This is a genomic window from Streptomyces sp. NPDC031049 (assembly GCF_055571015.1).
Genome location: NZ_JBVIGC010000015.1, coordinates 35,185 through 54,310 on the forward strand (window position 1 = coordinate 35,185; position 19,126 = coordinate 54,310).

Annotated in this window: 12 protein-coding genes; 6 read left to right on the plus strand and 6 right to left on the minus strand. The window is 71.7% G+C overall.

What is annotated here, in order from left to right; genetic code table 11:
• Positions 1-35 precede the first annotated feature (35 nt).
• Positions 36-836: a 3-hydroxybutyrate dehydrogenase gene (locus ACZ45Q_RS24240; protein WP_468264891.1), complete on the plus strand. Its 801-nt coding sequence runs from the start codon at positions 36-38 to the stop codon at positions 834-836.
• Between the two features lie 76 nt (positions 837-912).
• Positions 913-2,892 carry a helix-turn-helix domain-containing protein gene (locus ACZ45Q_RS24245; protein ID WP_468264893.1) on the plus strand — a complete coding sequence of 660 codons (1,980 nt, stop codon included), beginning with the start codon at positions 913-915 and terminating at the stop codon, positions 2,890-2,892.
• 43 nt (positions 2,893-2,935) lie between these two features.
• On the opposite strand, the gene ACZ45Q_RS24250 is transcribed toward ACZ45Q_RS24245, so the two are convergent.
• Positions 2,936-4,324, minus strand: coding sequence for an MFS transporter (locus ACZ45Q_RS24250; protein ID WP_468264895.1), 1,389 nt, complete (start codon positions 4,322-4,324; stop codon positions 2,936-2,938).
• Positions 4,325-4,677: 353 nt separating this feature from the next.
• On the minus strand, positions 4,678-5,214 hold the full coding sequence (locus ACZ45Q_RS24255) for a dihydrofolate reductase family protein (RefSeq protein WP_468264897.1): 537 nt from the start codon (positions 5,212-5,214) through the stop codon (positions 4,678-4,680).
• A gap of 86 nt (positions 5,215-5,300) precedes the next feature.
• On the opposite strand from ACZ45Q_RS24255, the gene ACZ45Q_RS24260 reads away from it, so the two are divergent.
• Positions 5,301-5,804, plus strand: a complete 504-nt coding sequence (locus ACZ45Q_RS24260) for a MarR family winged helix-turn-helix transcriptional regulator (RefSeq protein WP_468264899.1) — start codon at positions 5,301-5,303, stop codon at positions 5,802-5,804.
• Positions 5,805-6,172: 368 nt separating this feature from the next.
• Here the strand turns inward: ACZ45Q_RS24260 and ACZ45Q_RS24265 are convergent, their stop codons facing one another.
• From ACZ45Q_RS24265 to ACZ45Q_RS24275, 3 genes are all read right to left on the minus strand, one after another.
• Positions 6,173-10,138: an nSTAND1 domain-containing NTPase gene (locus ACZ45Q_RS24265; protein ID WP_468264901.1), complete on the minus strand. Its 3,966-nt coding sequence runs from the start codon at positions 10,136-10,138 to the stop codon at positions 6,173-6,175.
• A 186-nt stretch (positions 10,139-10,324) separates the two neighbouring features.
• A complete protein-coding gene (locus ACZ45Q_RS24270; RefSeq protein WP_468264903.1) occupies positions 10,325-10,777 on the minus strand; it encodes a peptidase inhibitor family I36 protein in 453 nt (150 codons plus the stop codon).
• 93 nt (positions 10,778-10,870) lie between these two features.
• Positions 10,871-11,800: a hypothetical protein gene (locus ACZ45Q_RS24275; protein WP_468264905.1), complete on the minus strand. Its 930-nt coding sequence runs from the start codon at positions 11,798-11,800 to the stop codon at positions 10,871-10,873.
• Between the two features lie 314 nt (positions 11,801-12,114).
• Between ACZ45Q_RS24275 and ACZ45Q_RS24280 the strand changes: the two genes are divergently transcribed.
• A complete protein-coding gene (locus tag ACZ45Q_RS24280) occupies positions 12,115-13,188 on the plus strand; it encodes a hypothetical protein (protein WP_468264907.1) in 1,074 nt (357 codons plus the stop codon).
• A 453-nt stretch (positions 13,189-13,641) separates the two neighbouring features.
• Here ACZ45Q_RS24280 and ACZ45Q_RS24285 read toward each other — a convergent pair whose 3' ends face one another.
• Positions 13,642-14,520, minus strand: coding sequence for an SDR family oxidoreductase (locus tag ACZ45Q_RS24285; RefSeq protein ID WP_468264909.1), 879 nt, complete (start codon positions 14,518-14,520; stop codon positions 13,642-13,644).
• 63 nt (positions 14,521-14,583) lie between these two features.
• On the opposite strand from ACZ45Q_RS24285, the gene ACZ45Q_RS24290 reads away from it, so the two are divergent.
• Positions 14,584-15,180, plus strand: coding sequence for a TetR/AcrR family transcriptional regulator (locus ACZ45Q_RS24290; protein WP_468264911.1), 597 nt, complete (start codon positions 14,584-14,586; stop codon positions 15,178-15,180).
• Between the two features lie 378 nt (positions 15,181-15,558).
• The gene (locus ACZ45Q_RS24295; RefSeq protein WP_468264913.1) at positions 15,559-18,969 is read left to right on the plus strand and encodes a CARDB domain-containing protein; all 3,411 of its coding nucleotides are present in this window, start codon (positions 15,559-15,561) and stop codon (positions 18,967-18,969) included.
• Positions 18,970-19,126 lie beyond the last annotated feature (157 nt).

Here is a 19,126-nt window from a genome sequence, read left to right on the forward strand (position 1 = left end):
TGGGGCGGGGGTCGGGCGCTGCCTAGGGTCGGCACATGACCTCGCCCAGCGTCCTCCCGGCCCCCCACGCCTCCTCGCCCGACCTCGGCGGCCGCACCGCTCTCGTCACCGGCGCCGCCGGCGGCATCGGCCGCGCCTGTGCGCTGCGGCTGGCCGCCGCCGGAGCCAAGGTCAGAGCGGTCGACCGGGACGCCGCGGGCCTGGAGGCGCTCGCCGAGCGCGCCGGTGACCTCACGGGCACCGTCGAGCCCCACGTCCTGGACCTGACCGACCTGGACGCCGCCGAACTCGCCGCCACCGGCACCGACGTGCTGGTCAACAACGCCGGGCTCCAGCTGGTGCGGCCCATCGAGGAGTTCCCGCCGGACGTCTTCCACACCGTGCTCACCGTCATGCTGGAGGCGCCCTTCCGCCTCATCCGCGGCGCCCTGCCCCACATGTACGGGCAGGGCTGGGGCCGCATCGTGAACATCTCCTCCGTGCACGGCCTGCGCGCCTCCGCCTACAAGTCGGCGTACGTCGCCGCCAAGCACGGACTGGAGGGACTGTCCAAGACCGCGGCCCTGGAGGGCGCCGCGCACGGGGTCACCTCCAACTGCGTCAACCCCGGCTACGTGCGCACCCCGCTCGTCGAGAAACAGCTCGCCGACCAGTCCAGGGCGCACGGCATCCCGGAGGACCGCGTGCTGTCCGAGGTGCTGCTGAAGGACAGCGCCCTCAAACGGCTCATCGAACCCGAGGAGGTCGCCGAGGCCGTGGCCTACCTGTGCGGCCCGCAGGCGTCCTTCGTCACGGGCACCTCGCTCGTCCTGGACGGCGGCTGGACCGCGCACTGAGCGGGCGGGCGTCCCCGGCGGGCCGGGTTGTCCACAGGGCTGCCGGGGCGGCCCCGCGATGGGGAATCCTGTGAGCATGTCCCGCGATCACGTGCAGTCAGCCGAGCGCTCCGCTCACGGTGCCGGAGCCCGGGCCTGGGCCCCGGACCCCGGGGACCGGCCGGCGCCCCACAGCACCGAGACGCCGTTTTTGGAGCTGCTCGCCCGCGGCGCCTCCGCCGACGCCTACGAACAGCCGGTGCTGCGCGCCCGCGCCGAGGGCCGCCCGGCCGGCCACGTCGCCGCGCTCGAGGAGGCCAAGCGGCTCGCGCTGCGGGTCCGCTCCGAGCTGGAGGGACGGCGGCGCCGCGAGGCCGAGCTGTCCGCGCTGTTCGAGACCGCCCACGACCTGGCGGGGCTGCGGGACCTGGACGCCGTCCTGCGCGCGATCGTGCAGCGCGCGCGCTCGCTGCTCGGCACGGACGTCGCCTACCTCAGCCTGAACGACCCGGAGCGCGGCGACACCTACATGCGGGTCACGGAAGGCTCCGTCGCCGCCCGCTTCCAGCAGCTGCGGCTCGGCATGGGCGAGGGACTCGGCGGCCTCGTCGCCCAGACCGCCCGGCCCTACGTCACCGACGACTACTTCAAGGACGACCGCTTCCAGCACACCCGCACCATCGACGCCGGCGTGCGGGACGAGGGCCTGGTGGCGATCCTCGGCGTCCCCCTCACCCTCGGGGACCACGTCATCGGCGTGCTGTTCGCCGCCGACCGCCGGGCCCGGGTCTTCGAGCGGGAGCAGATCGCCCTTCTCGGCTCCTTCGCCGCCCTGGCCGCGGCGGCCATCGACACCGCCAACCTCCTGGCCGAGACCCGCTCCGCCCTGGCCGGCCTGGAGCGGGCCAACGAGATCGTCCGCGACCGCAGCGGGGTCATCGAGCGCGCCTCCGACGTCCACGACCGGCTCGCCGAGCTCGTCCTGCGCGGCGGCGGGGTCCACGACGTCGCCGCCGCCGTCTCCGAAGTCCTGGACGGCACCGTCGAGTTCACCGAGGCCACCGCCGCCCCGGCCGCGGCACTGGAGGCGTCCCGCGCCGAAGGACACGCGGTGCGGCACGAGGACGACTGGATCGCCGCCGTCGCCGCCGGCGGCGAACAGCTCGGCGCGCTCGTGCTGCGCGGCCACCCCGGACTCGACCCCGTCGACCAGCGCACCCTGGAGCGCGCGGCCATGGTCACCTCCCTGCTGCTGCTCGCCCGCCGGTCCGCCGCCGAGGCCGAACAGCGCGTCCGCGGCGAGTTGCTGGACGACCTGCTCGACGCCCGCGACCGCGACCCGCGCCTGCTGCGCGAACGCGCCTTGCGGCTGCGTGCCGACCTCGACACCACCCACGCCGTGCTGGCCGCCCGCCTCGACGGCCCGGCGGCCGGCGCCGAGCAGGAGGCGGACGCCCGCAGACGGCTGTGGGCCGCCGCCTCCCACCTCGCCGCGACCCGGCACGGCCTCGCCGCGGCCCGCGACGGAGGTACCGTCCTGCTGCTGCCCCTCGGCGCCCGCGACACCGCCGGCGACCTGGCCCGGCGCACCGCACGGCAGCTCGGCCGGGCCGTGCACGAGGCCGTCACGGTCGGCGCCTCGGCACCCGTGGAGGACCTCGCCGCCCACCCGGACGCCGTGTCCGCCGCCTACACCGAGGCCCGGCGCTGCCTGGACGCCCTGCGCCTGCTGGGCCGCTCCGGCGACGGCGCCGCGGCCGAGGACTTCGGCTTCCTCGGCCTGCTGCTGGCCGGGGACCGGGACATCGCCGGCTTCGTCGACCGCACCATCGGCCAGGTCGTCGCCTACGACGAGCGGCGCGGCACCGAACTGCTGCGCACCCTCGACGCCTACTTCGCCTGCGGCATGAGCCCGGCCCGCACCAAGGACGCCCTGCACGTGCACGTGAACACGGTCGCCCAGCGCCTGGAGCGCGTCGGTCGGCTCCTCGGCGACGACTGGCAGAGCCCGGCCCGCGCCCTGGAGATACAACTCGCCCTGCGCCTGCACCGGTTGTCGGCCCCGGCACAGCACTGACCCCCGCACGCGCCGGGCGTGCGGGGGCCGGAGCCGGCAGCGGTCAGACCTTGTGCGGATCGGCGGCCCGGGCGGCCGGCACCGCCGGGGCGTCACCGGAGCCGGACACGTCGGCCAGGTCCCGGTTGCGGGTCTCCTTCGCCGCGGCCACGGCGACCACGGTGAGCAGCGCCGCGGCGATGACGTACAGGGAGATCGGGGTGGAGCTGCCGAAGTCCGACAGCAGCGCGGTGGCGATGAGCGGCGCGGGGGCACCCGCCGCGACCGAGGAGAACTGCGCGCCGATGGAGGCACCGGAGTAGCGCATCCGGGTCGCGAACATCTCGGAGAAGAAGGCCGCCTGGGGCGCGTACATCGCGCCGTGCAGCACCAGGCCGACGGTCACCGCGAGCAGCAGGCTGCCGAAGCCGCCGCTGTCGATCAGCCAGAAGAACGGGAACATCCACAGGCCGACCCCGGCCGCGCCGGCCATGTACACCGGACGGCGGCCGACCCGGTCCGACAGGGCGCCCCAGACGGGGATGACCGCGAAGTGCACGGCCGAGGCGATCAGCACGGCGTTGAGCGCGGTCTGCTTGGAGATGTCGGCCTCGGTGGTGGCGTAGACGAGGATGAAGGCGGTGATCACGTAGTAGCTGATGTTCTCCGCCATGCGGCAGCCCATCGCGATGAGCACGTCCCGCCAGTGGTGGCGCACCACGGAGACCAGCGGCGCCTTCTCGGCGTCCTGGCTCTGGGCGGCCTTGCGGGCCTCCGCCTGCGCGAGCGCCTGCTTGAAGACCGGCGACTCGTCCACGGACAGCCGGATCCACAGACCGACGATCACCAGGACCCCGGAGAGCAGGAACGGGATCCGCCAGCCCCAGCTGGTGAAGGCGGCGTCCGAGAGCAGTGCCGTCAGCAGGGCCAGCACACCGGTCGCCAGCAACTGCCCCGCCGGCGCGCCGGTCTGCGGCCACGAGGCCCAGAAGCCGCGCCGCCGGGCGGTGCCGTGCTCCGACACCAGCAGCACGGCACCGCCCCACTCGCCACCGAGTGCGAAGCCCTGCACCAGGCGCAGCACGGTCAGCAGCACGGGAGCGGCCGAGCCGATCGTCGCGTGCGTCGGCAGCAGGCCGATCGCGAAGGTCGCCCCGCCCATCAGCAGCAGACTCAGCACCAGCAGCTTCTTGCGCCCGAGCCGGTCGCCGTAGTGCCCGAACACCAGCGCACCCAGCGGCCGCGCGGCGAAGCCGACGGCGTAGGTCAGGAACGACAGCAGCGTGCCGACGAGCGGGTCGGAATCCGGGAAGAACAGCTTGTTGAACACCAGCGCGGCGGCGGAGCCGTAGAGGAAGAAGTCGTACCACTCGATGGTGGTGCCGATGAGGCTGGCGGCGACGATGCGCTTGAGGTTGCTCGGCGTCGGGGGAGCGGATGCTGCGGAGGCCATGTGCGCCACTTCCTCGTGTGCGGTGGGGACGGGTACGTGTCGGGACACGGTAGGAAGGCGCAGGTCAGGGGCACATGTGGTGGGGCACCATAGTTCGGTGGCTGGGTATGCGCGCGGCCACCATGCTGGCTTACGGGGGGCTGGTTCAGCGGCCCGGAGGTGCCGGCGGCGCCCGAGCCAGCCACCTACGGGCGTCACGACTGCTTGCCGGAGTCAAGAGCCGCAGAACGCGCCCTCCAGCTTTCCCACCGCCGCGCACCTGGCCTCCTACGCCGGCCTCGCCCCGAACGGGCGATGAGGCACCCCCGTTGGGACACGACGGCCCCTCACCGCGCACGGTGAGGGGCCGTTGCTCAGGAGGCGGGGGTGTAGATCTGGTTGATCACACCGGTGGAGAAGGTCTCGGCCGAGGCCAGGTGCAGCTTCACGGTGCCGAGGCCGTCGTACCACCGCGAGCCCTCGCCGAGGACGACGGGGTGCACGAACAGCTGCAGCCGGTCGAGGAGCCCGGCGCCGAGCAGTGTCCGCACGAGGGTCAGACTGCCGGTCACGGCGATGTCCTTGCCCTCCGAGGACTTGAGCGCCTTGAGCCCGCCCAGGACGTCTCCGCCGATGATCTCGGTGTTGTTCCAGGTGGCACGGGTCAGGGTGTTGGTGACCACGTATTTCTTCTGGTTGTTCATGAACTCGGCGAACTCGTCCTCGCTGGACGGCCAGTACGCCGCGAACTGTTCGTACTGGACCCGGCCGAGCAGCATCGCGTCCGAGTCGGCCATGGCCGCCCCGACGGCGTTGCCCATCTCGTCGTCGAAGTAGGGGAAGTGCCAGGTGTCGGGCGCCTCGGCGACGCCGTCCAGGGAAACGAACAGACTCGAAACGATCTTGCGCATCAGATCCTCCTGCGGCCCGGTTTCACACTACTTCGATGGGTTGATAGTAAGGCGTCTAACTATCTGTGGTCAAATAGTATGGTGCCATGCGCGACAGCGACGAAGTTGACGAAGTGATCGCACAGTGGAGGCGTGAGCGGCCCGACCTCGATCTGTGGCCGGTCGAGGTGCTCGGACGCGTGATGCGGTTCGCCGCGGTCATGCTGCGTTCGTTCGACGAGGTGTTCGCCCGCCACGGACTGCGCAACGGGGAGTTCGACGTGCTCGCGGCGATCCGCAGATCCGGTCCGCCCTACACGGTGACGCCGTCGGCGCTGTCGGAGCAGCTGATGCTGTCCCGGGCGGGGATGACCAACCGGCTCGACCGCCTCGAAGGGGCCGGCCTGATCCAGCGCAGGCTGGACCCCGAAGACCGCCGGAGCTTCCTGGCCACGCTCACCGAGGAGGGTATGGCCACCATCGACGCGGCCATGACCGACCACGCCGCGAACGAGGCGGAGCTGCTGTCCGGGCTCTCCGGACAGCAGCAACGACAACTCGACGACGCCATGTACACCCTGCTGCGGTCACTGCGCGGCAAGGACGTCTGATCCGAGGGTCCCGCACTCGGGCACGCCTTCCAGCCACGCCGGTCCCTTGATGTAGATGTTGGTCACCCATGCCTCGTAGTCCGGCAGGTAGGACCAACACGTCGTTGGTGTAGCCGTCGGACGTGACCGATTCGGCGTGTTGCCGGCACTGGACGCGGATGGCGGTGGACTGGGGGAACCCGTTTCCTGTCGGTGTCGACGTGGTGTGGACGGCGCCGCCGCGGCGCCTGGACGGCGCCCTGGAGGGAGTGGCCGTACGGCGGCAGCCTGTCGGCCGTGCCGCCCCCGCGTCGAGGTTCCCGGGCCGCCCTGCCGGGACGGGCAACGGGAAACAGCCGGAAACCCCCTGCGAGCAGGACGGTCGGGCGTCATCCTCGGCGGCGGCCGGCACAGGTGCCGCCGCGTGCGAGGGGAACGCCGGGCAGGAGATGTTCGCGTTCGTCGGGGTCGAGGCCCGCCCGCAGGCGGCAGATCTCCGCCAGCCGGGCCCCCGGGTCCAGGTCCCACAGCCGTACCGTGCCGTCGGTGCTGCTGCTGGCGACCGTGCGCCCGTCGGGGGCGAAGGCCACGCTCCACACCGAGTTGGTATGGCCGGTCAGCGTCGCCCACGGCCGCCTTACGGCGACGTCCCACAGGCGCACCGTGCGGTCGTTGCCGCTGCTGGCGAGCGTGCGGCCGTCGGGAGCGAAGGCGATGCCGCGGGCGGATCCGGTGTGGCCGGTCAGGGTGGCCTGGGCACGGCGTTCACGGACGTTCCACAGCCGTATGGTCCCGTCGTTGCTGCTGCTGGCCAGCGTCCGGCCGTCGGGGGCGAACGCCACGCCCCGTACGGCGCCCGTGTGGCCGCCGAGGGTGCCGAGCGGGCGGCGCGAGGAGACGTCCCAGAGCCGTACGGAGAGGTCGTCGCCGGCGCTCGCCAGCATCCGGCCGTCGGGGCTGAAGGTGACGTCGTTGGCGTAGTCGCGGTGGCCGGTCAGCGTCGCCAGGGGCTTGCGTCCGGCCACGTCCCACAGGCGCACCGTGCGGTCGGCGCCGGCGGAGGCCAGGGCCCGGCCGTCGGGGGCGAAGGCCACCGAGAAGACCTGTCCGGTGTGGCCGGTCAGCGTCGCCAGCGGCGTGCGGTCGGCGAGGTCCCACAGGCGCACCGTGCCCTCGGAGCCGGCCGAGGCCAGGGTCCGGCCGTCGGACGAGAAGGCCACGGAGAAGACGGTCTCGGTGTGGCCCCGGAACGTCGCCAGGAGCCGGCGGCTGCCCACGTCCCACAGCCGTACCGTGTGGTCGGTGTCGGCGGTGGCCAGGCGTTTCCCGTCCGGGCTGTACCGGGCCTGCCAGACCTCCGTGAACGGACGTGGCCTCAGCACCGGCCCGTCGAGGTCCCACAGGACGACGGACCGGTCGAAACCGGCCGTGGCGAGCAGGGCGCCGTCGGAGGTCACGGCCACCCCCATGACGTAGTCGGTGTGGCCGGCGAGCACGGCGGTCTGCCGTCCGCTGCGTACGTCCCACAGCCTGGTGGCCCCGTCGCCGACCGCGCCGACGACCGTCGCGCCGTCGGGTGTGTGGGCGACGGCGTTGATGTCGTCGCTGCTCCCGGACAACGTCGCACTCAGCCGGCGCTCGCGCACGTCCCACAGCCGTACGGTCCGGTCGACGCCTCCGGAGGCCACCTTCCGGCCGTCCGGGGAGAACGCCACGCCCAGCACCTCGTCGGTGTGCCCCTTGAGCACGCCGAGGGGGCGGGCCCGGCCGGTGTCCCACAGCCGGACGACCCGGTCGGCGCCTGCGGAGGCCAGGGTGCGTCCGTCGCGGGCGTAGCTCAGCGTGTTGACGGGTCCTCGGTGTCCGGTGAGGGTGGCGGTGATCCGGTGGGTGCCCGCGGTGGCCCACAGCTCGACCGCTCCGTCCGCCGTCGCGACGGCGAGCCCGCGTCCGCGGGGGTCGAAGGCCACGGCACGGGCCTTGACCGTACTGTCGGCGAGCACCGCGGTCCTGCGGCGGCCGGCGAGGTCCCACAGGCTCACCGGTCCCTGCGTCGATGTCGCCGCGAGGGTACGGCCGTCGGGGCTGAGAGCGACCGACCGGACGGGGCCGGCGACGGTGAACGTGGCGATCGTGCGATGGCCGGGAATCCGCCGCAGGGTCACCGTTCCGTCCGAACTGGCCGTCGCCAGCAGCCGGTCGTCCGGCGCGAAGGCCACAGCGTTGACCGGTCCCCGGTGGCCGCCGAGCCGGGCGGAGAAGGGCTGGGACTGGGTGCTCAGCAGGGCGCCGCGCGCCTCGGCGGTGGCATGGGCCCGGTAGGCTTCCTCCGCCAGCAGCATCGACGCCTCCGGCTGGCCGCCGGCCAGAGACGCGGACCGGACGGCGAGCGCCTGGGAGCGGGAGACGCGCTCCTGGTCGAGGGCGCTCTCCCGCTGCTGATAGGCGATGCCTCCGGCGGTCACGGCGAGCCCCAGCAGGACGGCGAGTGTGGCGAGCATCGACTGCCGCAGCCGCACCTGGCGCCTGGCCTGTTTCCGGCGGCCGTCCCGCTCGGCCTGGCTCGCCTTCAGGAACGCCTCCTCCGCGGGGCTGAGCCGGGTCCAGCCGCCCAGCTCGTCGGCCCAGGCGCGCACGGTGTCCAGCCGGGTGCCGCGGTACAGGGCGGACGGATCGCGGGCCTCGCGTTTCCATTCCGCTGCGGCGTGGGCCAGGTGCTGATGGAGCAGCAGTCCGGCACGGTCGGCGTGGATCCAGTCGCGCAGCCGTGGCCAGGCGTGCAGCAGGGCCTCGTGGGTGATCTCTACGGTGTCGCTGTCCATCGTGATCAGCCGGGCTTGGACGAAGGCGTCGAGCGCGGCGGCGACGCCGTCCGCGTTGGCGAGTTGCTCCATCAGGGCGGTCCTGCTCATCCGGCGGCGGCTCGCCCCGGCTCCCTCCGCGACGGACACCAGACGGGACAGGATGCGGCGGATCGTCTTCTGCTCCGCCGGATACAGCCGGGCGAACGCGGTCTCGGCCGTACGCGCGATCGCTCCCTGGAAACCGCCGGCCCGCTCGTACCCGGCGACGGTCAGCGCGGAGCCCTCGCGCCGCTGCCAGGTGGCCAGCAGGGCGTGGGAAAGGAGGGGTAACGCGCCGGAGGGTGTCTCGTCGGCTCCGGTACCGGGGGCGTTCGCGGTCTCTCCCGAGGTCGTGCCCGGCGCGTCGCGCAGACCCGCGTCGCGCAGGAGCAGGGAGACGAGGCCGGGTTGGAGGGTCAGTCCGGCCAGTCGTGCCGGCCGCGTGATGGACTCCCGCAGCTCCGCGACGGACATCGGGGGCAGGACGAACAGCCCGTCGGCGAAGACGGAGGCCAGTTGCGGGAGCTCCAGGCAGTCGCCGGTGAAGTCGGCGCGTACGCCGAGCACCACGACGGCGCAGCCGTCCGCGTCCTGCGCCGGGTCCTCCACCAGGTTCTTCACCGGGCTTCTCACCGGGTTCTTCACCGGACGGGAGGTCGCCAGGGCACAGAGCACCCGGACGAAGGCGCGTCGCTCCTCCTCGTCGGGGCAGAGGGTGAAGAGTTCCTCGAACTGGTCGACGATCAGTACCGGCCGGCAGGGCGGGGGCCGCCGGTCCCCGGGAGCCGCCGGTGGTCCGTCCAGCATCGCGCGTACGGCGGCCAGGACCGCGCCGGGGCTTTCCCGCGCCTCCTCGACGGTGACGCCGAGGTCGCCGCCCACTGCTTTCGCGGTGCGTTCCAGCAGTTCGTCCAGCGGCCGTGAGGTGGGGGTGAGCATCACCAACGGCCATCGGTCGACGCCCGGCATGGGAAAGTCCCCGCGCCGCAGCGCCGGTACCAGGCCGGCGTTGAGCAGGGACGACTTGCCCGCGCCCGACGGGGCGACCAGCATCAGCGGACCGCTTCCGACCCGTTGGTAGATCCGTTCCACCAGCGCGGCCGTCGCGCGCTCCCGGCCGAAGAACCAGTCCGCGTCCTGCGGAGTGAACGCCGACAGGCCGCGGTAGGGGCAGGCCGCCCTGTCGGAGCGGCGGTCGGAGGCGGTGCCATCGTCCCCGGCCGAGCCGTCCGCGGACGGCTCTCTCCGCAGAAGTCCGATCAACTCCCCTTCGGCGCCCAGCACTTGGTCGCAGAGGCGGGCGACGTCGGCGGTCGCGCGCTTCCTTCCGGTCTCTACCTTGCTGAGGTAGCCCTTGCTGTAGTGGGTCAGTCGTGCGAGGTCGGTGAGCGACAGACCGCGTTCCTGTCTGAGTCGTCTCAGTCGTGCGGGAAAGGAGTGCGTGGTCGGCGCATCCCCGTCCCGTCCGTTCCGGTGGTCTGCTTCCTGTCCGTGCTGCTGCGGGTCTCCCACGGTGTCCCCCATGGCAGTGCGGCCGTGAGACGGCGGATGCCCAGGTTACGTCCGGGGTGGTCAGGCCAGCCAAACCTTTCCCACGGTGTGGCGGAAACACCGCCGTCCGGAACCGCGGGTCGGCGATTCCGGACGACGGTTCTCCGTTGCTCAGTTGTGCGGTCGCTCCGGGCGGGAGGTGGCGGGTCAGGTCAGGAAGGACCCGCATGCGCCCCCGGTCACCCACCGGTGCGAGCTGATGTTGTCGTTCACCCCGACGCCGTTGGTGAACCGGTTGTCGGTCAGGTTGTCGGCGTACAGCTCGCCCGGGGCCAGGCAGGCGTGGCCGCCGCCGTAGTTGGCGTGCTGGTAGAACGCGACGTGGTCGAGGCCGCCGGTGTACCCGCGGTTCATCACGGACGTGGCCTCGTCGTTGTCCGCACTGCCCCAGTAGCTGCTGTTGCCCGGCGTGCTGATCAGCAGGGTGCCCGAGCAGTCCAGGTCCTGCCAGGCGTACATGTTGCCGTTGCGCGGACCCCACTTGCTGTCGCAGACGGGGCCGGCGACGGTGCTCTCGGCCGCCTGCGAGGCCGTGGCGGGGACGACGACGCCCAGGGCGGTGAGCCCGAGGACCGCCGCCGTGACGGTGAACTTGCGCATGGTGTTGTTCCCTCGTTTCGTTGGTGGTGCGCTGGTGGTTGCCTGGGTCGTGCGCTGGTGGCGGTGCGTCGTCCGTCCGGGAGCGAGAAGTGCTCAGTCGCGCTCCGCGACGATGCGCACCGCCCGGTCGTAGGCCCGCTGACCGAGGTGTCGGTGGGTGTCGATGTCCTTGCCGAACCGGTCGCGCAGGCGGTCCAGGTAGTACGTCTCCCGGGCCGTGGCCACGGCCCGCAGGGAGGTCTCGCGGGCGCAGGTCGCGTCCGCGACGGCGGTCGCGCGCTCGGCGGCGAACGCCTCGTCGGCGCGGGGGGCTCCCAGCCGGCTCGTGTTGACCCGGACGGCATCGCGGGCCGCCGGCGGGTCCTTGTAGGGCCGGCCCGCCTCCTTCATGCACTGGGACCATGCCCGCACGGCCGCGGTGAGCCGGCGGTCCTTCATGAGCTGTTCGCCGTACAGGGCGCTGAGTCCTGTGACGACTTTGCTCGTGCGGAACCACTCGGCCGGGTCGCCGTAGAGCGTGCGCTCGGCCTCCTCCATGCAGCCGCCGCTGCGTTTGCGGATCTCCCCGCCGCCGGGCAGCGGTGCCGTGAGCGTCCGGGCGCTGTCGCCGCCGTCGAGCGCGGTGTCGAAGGCGGTGCGCCGGGACGCGGGAAGGCTCTGTCGGTAGACGCCGTTGGGGTTGCGTTCGCGGACGCGCTCGTTCTTCGCGTAGATCCGGCCGCCGTACCCGTACGTACGCGCCCATTCCACGTCGTCCTGGACGTAGCGCACGGGACGGCTCTCGCGGAGCGTCAGCCGGCGGTCCTCCCAGTAGTCGAAGCCTTGGCGGTTCAGGCACTGCTTGGTCAGACGTTGCTGGGCGTCGGCGACGCGCAGTTCCTGCTGCCAGGTCAGCGGCTGGGGCCGCGACTGCTGTGTCTGCTGTGTCTGGCCGCCGGTGCCGCCGGTGCCGCCGGCGCATCCGGTCGCGGCGACCGCGGTGGTCGCCACCGCCGCGCAGAGAGACATGAGCGCACGTCTCACGGACCCGAACCCCCTTAGCCTTCGTCAGCCCTCGACCACCGGATCTCGCTGCCGTGCTGACGGATCCAGAGTTGCCTCGCTGTGTCGCAGGGGTCGACGGGTTTCCCGTTGCCCGCGCGGCGGCCTGTCCGGGAAACCTGGGGTGACCAGGGGTGACACGGGCCGGAGGCAACGCTGTGAGGGCGGGCGGACACCGGGGCCTTCGGCGCGCACGGTTACGGATGCGCGCACCACCGGGCCTTTGTCGTTCCCGGCATCAGTGCACCGGTCGGCGCCCTGGAACCAAGATCGGGGCCGTACATAAGATCGCCGGCGTGGCAGGCAAAGTGATCGGCAAAGGACCCTTGCGCGGCTACCTCCTGGAGGAGGTGCTGGCCTGGCTGCTGCTCTCCAGCGGCTTCGAGGTCCTCACAGCAGACGATGACAAGGACAAGGAGCCGTGGAAGGTCCTGAAGGAGGACAAGAACGGTCTGCTGGTCCGCGGACGCGGTGCCTGGCACCAGGTCGACGCGCTCGGGCAGTTCCGGTACGTCCCGCCGTTCTCCTTGCCCGTCCGCCTCTTCGTCGAGGCGAAGTACCTGACCACAACTCCAGTTGGCCTGCCCACCGTACGCAACGGGCACGGTGTGATCCATGATGTGAACGAGGGCGAGACGACCACGCTCACCGCCCCGGGGACCGGCCGACCGCGGACGCGATACCGCTACAGCTACGCGATCTTCTCCACGTCCGGGTTCAGCCCAGAAGCACAGGACTACGCCCTGGCCCACCAGATATCCCTCATCGACCTCTCCGCTCCGGACTTCGCCGTCCTGCGGAATCTCGTCAAGAACACAGCCGACACGATTCACGCAGCCCTCGAGGCCGCCCCTGCGACCGAGCGGCCGAAGGTGCGCGAGATGCGGGCATGTCTCCGTGGCCCGCTGCTGGACATGGACCCCGGCGACGTGAACCTGCCCGATCCGATTCGCGGCCCCCTCGACCACCTGGCGCAGGCGCTGTACAGCCGGTCGCAGCTCGGTCTTGTTCTGGCCTTTCCCGCAGCGCCGTTCGTACTGGGCCTGGCCTCGGATGACCTGTATGGCTTCGTGGACTACGCGAGAGAGCACCCCACGCACGCGGTGCGCCTGCGCCGCCTCAATCAGCCCGCGTCACATCCTGTTTGGGAACTGCGTTCCGCGGTGCACCCCGAGGCGTACGCGTTGCGGTTCGGGCTGCCGGAGCGCGTGGAAGCTTGGATCGTCGCGCAGGACGAAGGGATGCCCTCGCGAACCCGGTACATCAAGCGGAGCATGTTGTCGACCATGACCTTGTACTGGATGGACGGAGAGCACGCGCAGACCTTCCAACTCCGGTACGAGCCAGGTGAACTCCGCCTCGACGGCTGATCGCCCGATAGGACGAAACCCCGGTGTCCCGCCCGTCGGGTCGGCAGATCCGGGACACCGGGGTGGGCGGCGGAGCGGTTGAGGGTGCGGTGCGCGCCTTGGTGAGCGCCTGGTCCACGTGGGTGTCCACGAGGCCCGGCGAGCGGTGCCGATGTCGACGACGGTGCTGCCCGACGCCACCTGGTAGCGATGACAGTCTCGGCCATGACCTGACGCAGCCGGACGGCTTCGGCCGGCTCACCCGGCACGGGCGGCTGCTCGACGGCGACGGGATAGGAGACCACGGGCGGCAGGTGCGGGGTGACGCCGGGCCACACGGCATCCAGCGCGTGAACGGCCGGGACGAACACGGCGCCGACTGGTGAAGAGGCGGTGTTCTCGCCTTGCACGGTTCAGTCGGGGCGACGGCGGACTGAGGGCTGCGGCCTGGGGCGCAGGTCGTGATCGACGAGGTTACGAACCCTCCGTGAAAGCGATGGCGTGGTCAACGGCCCACTGGCGAAACGTTCGCGGCGCCGTCCCGAGGATGTCGGCCACCGCAGTGGTGATGTACGCGGGCTGTCCGACCGCCGCACTCCACGCGGCGAGCAGCATGTCGACGGCCGAGCTGGGCGCCGTACCCGCCCACAGACTTCGGAACTCGTCCGGCGTTGTCTCCTGGAATGCGATCCGGCGCCCCAGGACGTCACCGATGACGTCCACCTGCGCGGCTTGGGTCAGCGATTCGGGGCCGGTGAGGACATAGTCGCCTCCGACGTATCCGCCCTGATAGAGCGTCCGCGCCGCGACGGCTGCGATGTCGCGGTCGTCGACCGGTGCGGACTCGGCAGCGCTGTAAGGCCACCGGACGACGTCGCCGGCCCGGATCGCGGGCGCCCACCAGGCCAGCGAGTTCGACGCGAACATCCCCGGCCGGATGATCGTCGACTCGAGTCCGGTGGCCGCGATGAGCCGCTCGATGTCGGCGTGCAGCACCGCCATGGGATTGGGCTGCTGGAAGAGGGGGTGCGGCGTCTGATGCGGGGAGGAAAGGAAGACGACCCGCCGCACGTGGGCTGCCAGCCGCTCGACGACTGCCGCGGCGGTCTGAGGCGGGGCGGTCCAGACGAGAAAGACCGCACCGGCGCCACTCAACGCCGGGTCGAGCGACTCGGGCACGGTGAGGTCACCGGCGAAGACCTCGGCCTTCGCCGGCAGCGTCGCCGCCGCCTCAGGGCGACGGGTGAGGGCACGCACCGGCACGCCCGCGTCGAGGAGTCGGTCGATGACGAGGCGGCCGACCCGGCCCGTCGCCCCGGTGACGAGCACGGGAGAAATGTCCATCTGATTCATGCCGCCCATGAAAACGTTACTCGGTTAAAAAAGCAATCCGGGCAAAAATGTTACGGTGGTCAAATGAGCGAGTTGACGGGACTGCGTGCCCGCAAGAAGGAGCGGACGCGCGACGCCATCGGAGACGCGGCCGTCTCGCTGTTCCTGGAGCGCGGCTTCGACCGCGTCTCGGTCAACGACATCGCCGCGGCGGCCGAGGTCTCCAAGCCGACTCTCTTCCGGTACTTCCCCACCAAGGAAGACCTGGTGCTGTACCGGTTTGCGGATCACCAGGGCGAGGCTGCACGCGTCGTACGTGACCGTAAGTCCGGCATCGAGCCGGTGACGGCGCTGCACCAGCACTTCCGGGCCGGCCTCGATCAGAACGACCCCGTCACCGGCCTCAACGACCATCCCGAGGTGGTGGCATTCCATCGGCTGGTGTTCACCACGCCGAGCCTGGCGGCACGGCTCACGCGGTACCAGCTCGAGGACGAGGAGGCACTGGCGGACGCCCTCGGCGACGACATCCAGGCACGCCTGCTGGCCGCCCAGGTACTCGCGGTGCAACGGGTGCTCGCCCGCACCAACTGGCAGAAGATCGCCGACGGTCGCACCGCCCACGACGTCCACCCCGAAGCCGTAGCCGATGCCGAACAGGCATTCGACCAACTGCCGTGACAAGCGACGCTCCCGGTCGAACCCGGAATCAAAGCAGGTAGGGCGACCGTCCTCACGAGCAGGTCAGCGGCGTATGTGGTGGGACACCACAGTTTGAGCACGGCAGTGGAGCGAGCCCACCACGAAACGCCCCCGCGGACCTCCTGCACGCCCACGCGAGCGCTGGGGGCGCGAGCGGCGCGGTCGACGGCCGTTGCCCCCCTCCAGCGGCCGGCAACGGATGTCGCGTACCGGACCGTTGACAAAGTCGAAACCCGGTAGAAACCTGTGCCCTCAGTCATTGCAAGAAATCGACAACCCAACTCAACTTCTCAAGGGTGCTCGGGAAAACAGGCGACGAGACCGTCGCCCGGCGCCCAGGAAGGGATGCGAGGGCACATGAGACGAAGGCATCGCGGCCGGCGCTGGTGCGCCGGCCTGGTGACGGCGGGGCTCCTGGCCGCGGGGCCGCTCCCCGCGGCGGCCCACGCCGCGGCGGACGGCCCCGAGGCCCCCCACGCCGCGGCGGAGGCGGCCAACCTGGCACTCGGCAGACCCGTGACGGCCGGCGGAGCGCACGGCGGCTACCCGGCGCGCAACGTCACCGACGGCAGCCAGGCCTCCTACTGGGAAGGCCCCGCGGGCTCGTTCCCGCAGTGGGTGCAGATCGACCTCGGACGGAAGACCGACGTCGACGAGGTGGTGCTCAAGCTCCCCGCGCAGTGGGAGGCGCGCACCGAGACCCTCGGCGTCCAGGGCAGCACCGACGGCAGCGACTTCACCGCACTGGCCACCGCCGCCCCGCGCACGTTCTCGCCCTCCTCCGGCAACACCGTCGTGCTCGACGTGGCCGGCGAGGCGCGGTACCTACGCGTCCGGATCACCGCCAACACCGGCTGGAACGCCGCCCAGCTGTCCGAGGTCGAGGTCCGCGGCGACGCCGGTGACCCGGGGCCCGGCGAGCCGCCGCCCACGGGCACCAACCTGGCGCTGCGCAAGCCGATCGAGGCGTCGTCGCACACCCAGAACTACATCGCGCCCCACGCCAACGACGGAAGCACCACCACCTACTGGGAGGCGAGCGGCCAGTCCTCCACGCTGACCGCGAAGCTCGGTGCCGACGCCGACCTGAGCGGCGTCGTCCTCAAGCTCAACCCCGATCCCGTCTGGAGCGAGCGCACGCAGAGCATCCAGGTCCTGGGCCGCAAGGCCGGGCAGCCAAACTTCACCTCGCTGAAGGACCGGGCCGACTACGTCTTCAGCCCCTCGCAGAACAAGAACACGGTGACCATCGGTGTCTCCGGCCGGTACGCGGACGTGCGCCTGGCCTTCTCCGGCAACACCGGCGCCCCCGGCGGACAGGTCGCCGAGTTCGAGGTGGTCGGCACGGCCGCCCCGGCCCCCGACCTGATCGTCACCGACCTGACCTGGTCACCCGCCTCCCCCTCCGAGGCGGACCCGGTCACCGTCGAGGCGACCGTCCGCAACGCCGGAACCGCCGCCGCGCCCGCGACCACCGTGGACGTGAGCCTCGAAGGCACCGTCGCCGGCAGCGCCGAGGTCGGCGAGCTGGCCCCCGGAGCGACGGCGAAGGCCTCGGTGAACGTCGGCAAGCGCCCCGCGGGCAGCTACACCGTCTCCGCCGCCGTCGACCCCGAGGGCACCGTCACCGAGCTGGACGACACCAACAACAGCCGCAACGCCGCCTCCCCGCTGGACGTCGGCCGCGCCCCCGGACCCGACCTCGAAGTCACCGGCATCACCACCGACCCGGCCGCTCCGGCCGTCGGCGCCGAGGTCGGCTTCTCCGTCAAGGTGCGCAACCGCGGCACCAGCCCGGCGCCCGCCGGGTCCGTCACCCGCCTCACCGTCGACGGCACGACCCTGGACGGCACCGCCGACGGCATCCCCGCCGGCGGCACGACCACCGTCGCCGTCACCGGCAGCTGGACCGCCACCAGCGGCGGGGCCACGCTGACCGCCACGGCGGACGCCACCGACGTGGTCGAGGAGACCGACGAGGACAACAACACCTTCGCCCGCTCCCTCGTCGTCGGCCGCGGCGCGGCCGTGCCCTACGTCGAGTACGAGGCGGAGGACGGCCGGTACGACGGCACCCTGCTGAAGGCCGACCCGAAGCGGACCTTCGGACACACCAACTTCGCCACCGAGTCCTCCGGCCGCGAGTCGGTGCGCCTGGACTCCACCGGCGAGTACGTCGAGTTCACCTCCACCACGCCCACCAACTCGATCGTCGTCCGCAACTCCATCGCGGACGCCCCGGGCGGCGGCGGCCAGGAGAAGACCATCAGCCTGTACGCCGACGGCGAGTTCGTGCGCAAGCTGACGCTGTCGTCCAAGCACAGCTGGCTCTACGGCACCACCGACGACCCCGAGGGCCTGACCAACCGGCCCGGCGGTGACGCCCGGCGGCTGTTCGACGAGTCCCACGCGCTGCTCACCGAGACCTACCCGGCCGGCACCGACTTCCGCCTCCAGCGCGACGCGGGGGACGACGCCGCCTTCTACATCATCGACCTGATCGACTTGGAGCAGGTCGCACCGCCGGCCGCCAAGCCGGCCGAGTGCGAGTCCATCACCGCCTACGGTGCCGTCCCCAACGACGGGATCGACGACGCGGACGCCATCCAGCGCGCCGTCACCGCGGACCAGAAGGGCGAGATCCCCTGCGTCTGGATCCCGGCGGGCCAGTGGCGCCAGGAGAAGAAGATCCTCACCGACGACCCGCAGAACCGGGGCCAGTACAACCAGGTCGGCATCCGCGACGTCACCGTCCGCGGCGCCGGCATGTGGCACTCCCAGCTGTACTCGCTGACCCCGCCGCACGAGGCCGGCGGCATCAACCACCCCCACGAGGGCAACTTCGGCTTCGACATCGACCACAACACCAAGATCTCCGACATCGCCGTCTTCGGGTCCGGCACCATCCGCGGCGGCGACGGCGGCCACGAGGGCGGCGTCGCGCTCAACGGCCGCTTCGGCAAGGACACCAAGATCAGCAATGTGTGGATCGAGCACGCCAACGTCGGTGCCTGGGTCGGCCGCGACTACTCCAACATCCCCGAGCTGTGGGGACCCGGCGACGGCGTCGAGTTCACCGGCGTACGCATCCGCAACACCTACGCCGACGGCGTCAACTTCGCCAACGGCACCCGGAACTCGACCGTCTACAACTCGTCCTTCCGCAACACCGGCGACGACTCGCTCGCGGTGTGGGCCAGCAAGTACGTGAAGGACACCTCGGTCGACATCGGCCACGACAACCACTTCCGCAACAACACCATCCAGCTGCCCTGGCGGGCCAACGGCGTGGCCGTCTACGGCGGATACGGCAACACGATCGAGAACAACCTGATCTCCGACACGATGAACTACCCGGGGATCATGCTCGCCACCGACCACGACCCGCTGCCCTTCTCCGGAAGGACACTGATCGCCAACAACGGGCTGTACCGCACGGGCGGAGCGTTCTGGGGCGAGGCACAGGAGTTCGGCGCCATCACCCTGTTCGCCCAGGGCCCCGACATCCCCGGCGTCACCATCCGCGACACGGACATCCACGACTCGACCTACGACGGCATCCAGTTCAAGACGGGCGGCGGGGCCACGCCCGGTGTGCAGATCCAGAACGTGACCATCGACAAGTCCAACAACGGCTCCGGGATCCTCGCGATGGGCGGGGCCCGCGGCAGCGCGACCCTCACGGACGTCACCATCACCGGCTCGGCCGAGGGCGACGTCGTGAAGGAACCCGGCTCCCAGTTCGTCTTCAACGGTTCCGCGAACTGAGCACCACCGCGGCAGGGTGCGCCGGCGCTCCGGACACCCCCACCGGTGGGGCGGGGTCGGGCGGGGGGGCAAGGCCACCCCCCCCCCCCACGGGAGACCCCCATTCCTGGTGTCCCCCCCCCCGGGTGGGGGAAAAAACCCCCCCCCCCACCTCGGG

Bases quoted from the DNA above. Each gene is read 5' to 3' on its own strand.
- ACZ45Q_RS24240 (WP_468264891.1), top strand. From the start codon at position 36: ATGACCTCGCCCAGCGTCCTCCCGGCCCCCCACGCCTCCTCGCCCGAC.
- ACZ45Q_RS24245 (WP_468264893.1), top strand. From the start codon at position 913: ATGTCCCGCGATCACGTGCAGTCAGCCGAGCGCTCCGCTCACGGTGCC.
- ACZ45Q_RS24250 (WP_468264895.1), bottom strand. From the start codon at position 4,324: ATGGCCTCCGCAGCATCCGCTCCCCCGACGCCGAGCAACCTCAAGCGC.
- ACZ45Q_RS24255 (WP_468264897.1), bottom strand. From the start codon at position 5,214: ATGCGCAAGATCGTTTCGAGTCTGTTCGTTTCCCTGGACGGCGTCGCC.
- ACZ45Q_RS24260 (WP_468264899.1), top strand. From the start codon at position 5,301: ATGCGCGACAGCGACGAAGTTGACGAAGTGATCGCACAGTGGAGGCGT.
- ACZ45Q_RS24270 (WP_468264903.1), bottom strand. From the start codon at position 10,777: ATGCGCAAGTTCACCGTCACGGCGGCGGTCCTCGGGCTCACCGCCCTG.
- ACZ45Q_RS24285 (WP_468264909.1), bottom strand. From the start codon at position 14,520: ATGAATCAGATGGACATTTCTCCCGTGCTCGTCACCGGGGCGACGGGC.
- ACZ45Q_RS24290 (WP_468264911.1), top strand. From the start codon at position 14,584: ATGAGCGAGTTGACGGGACTGCGTGCCCGCAAGAAGGAGCGGACGCGC.
- ACZ45Q_RS24295 (WP_468264913.1), top strand. From the start codon at position 15,559: ATGAGACGAAGGCATCGCGGCCGGCGCTGGTGCGCCGGCCTGGTGACG.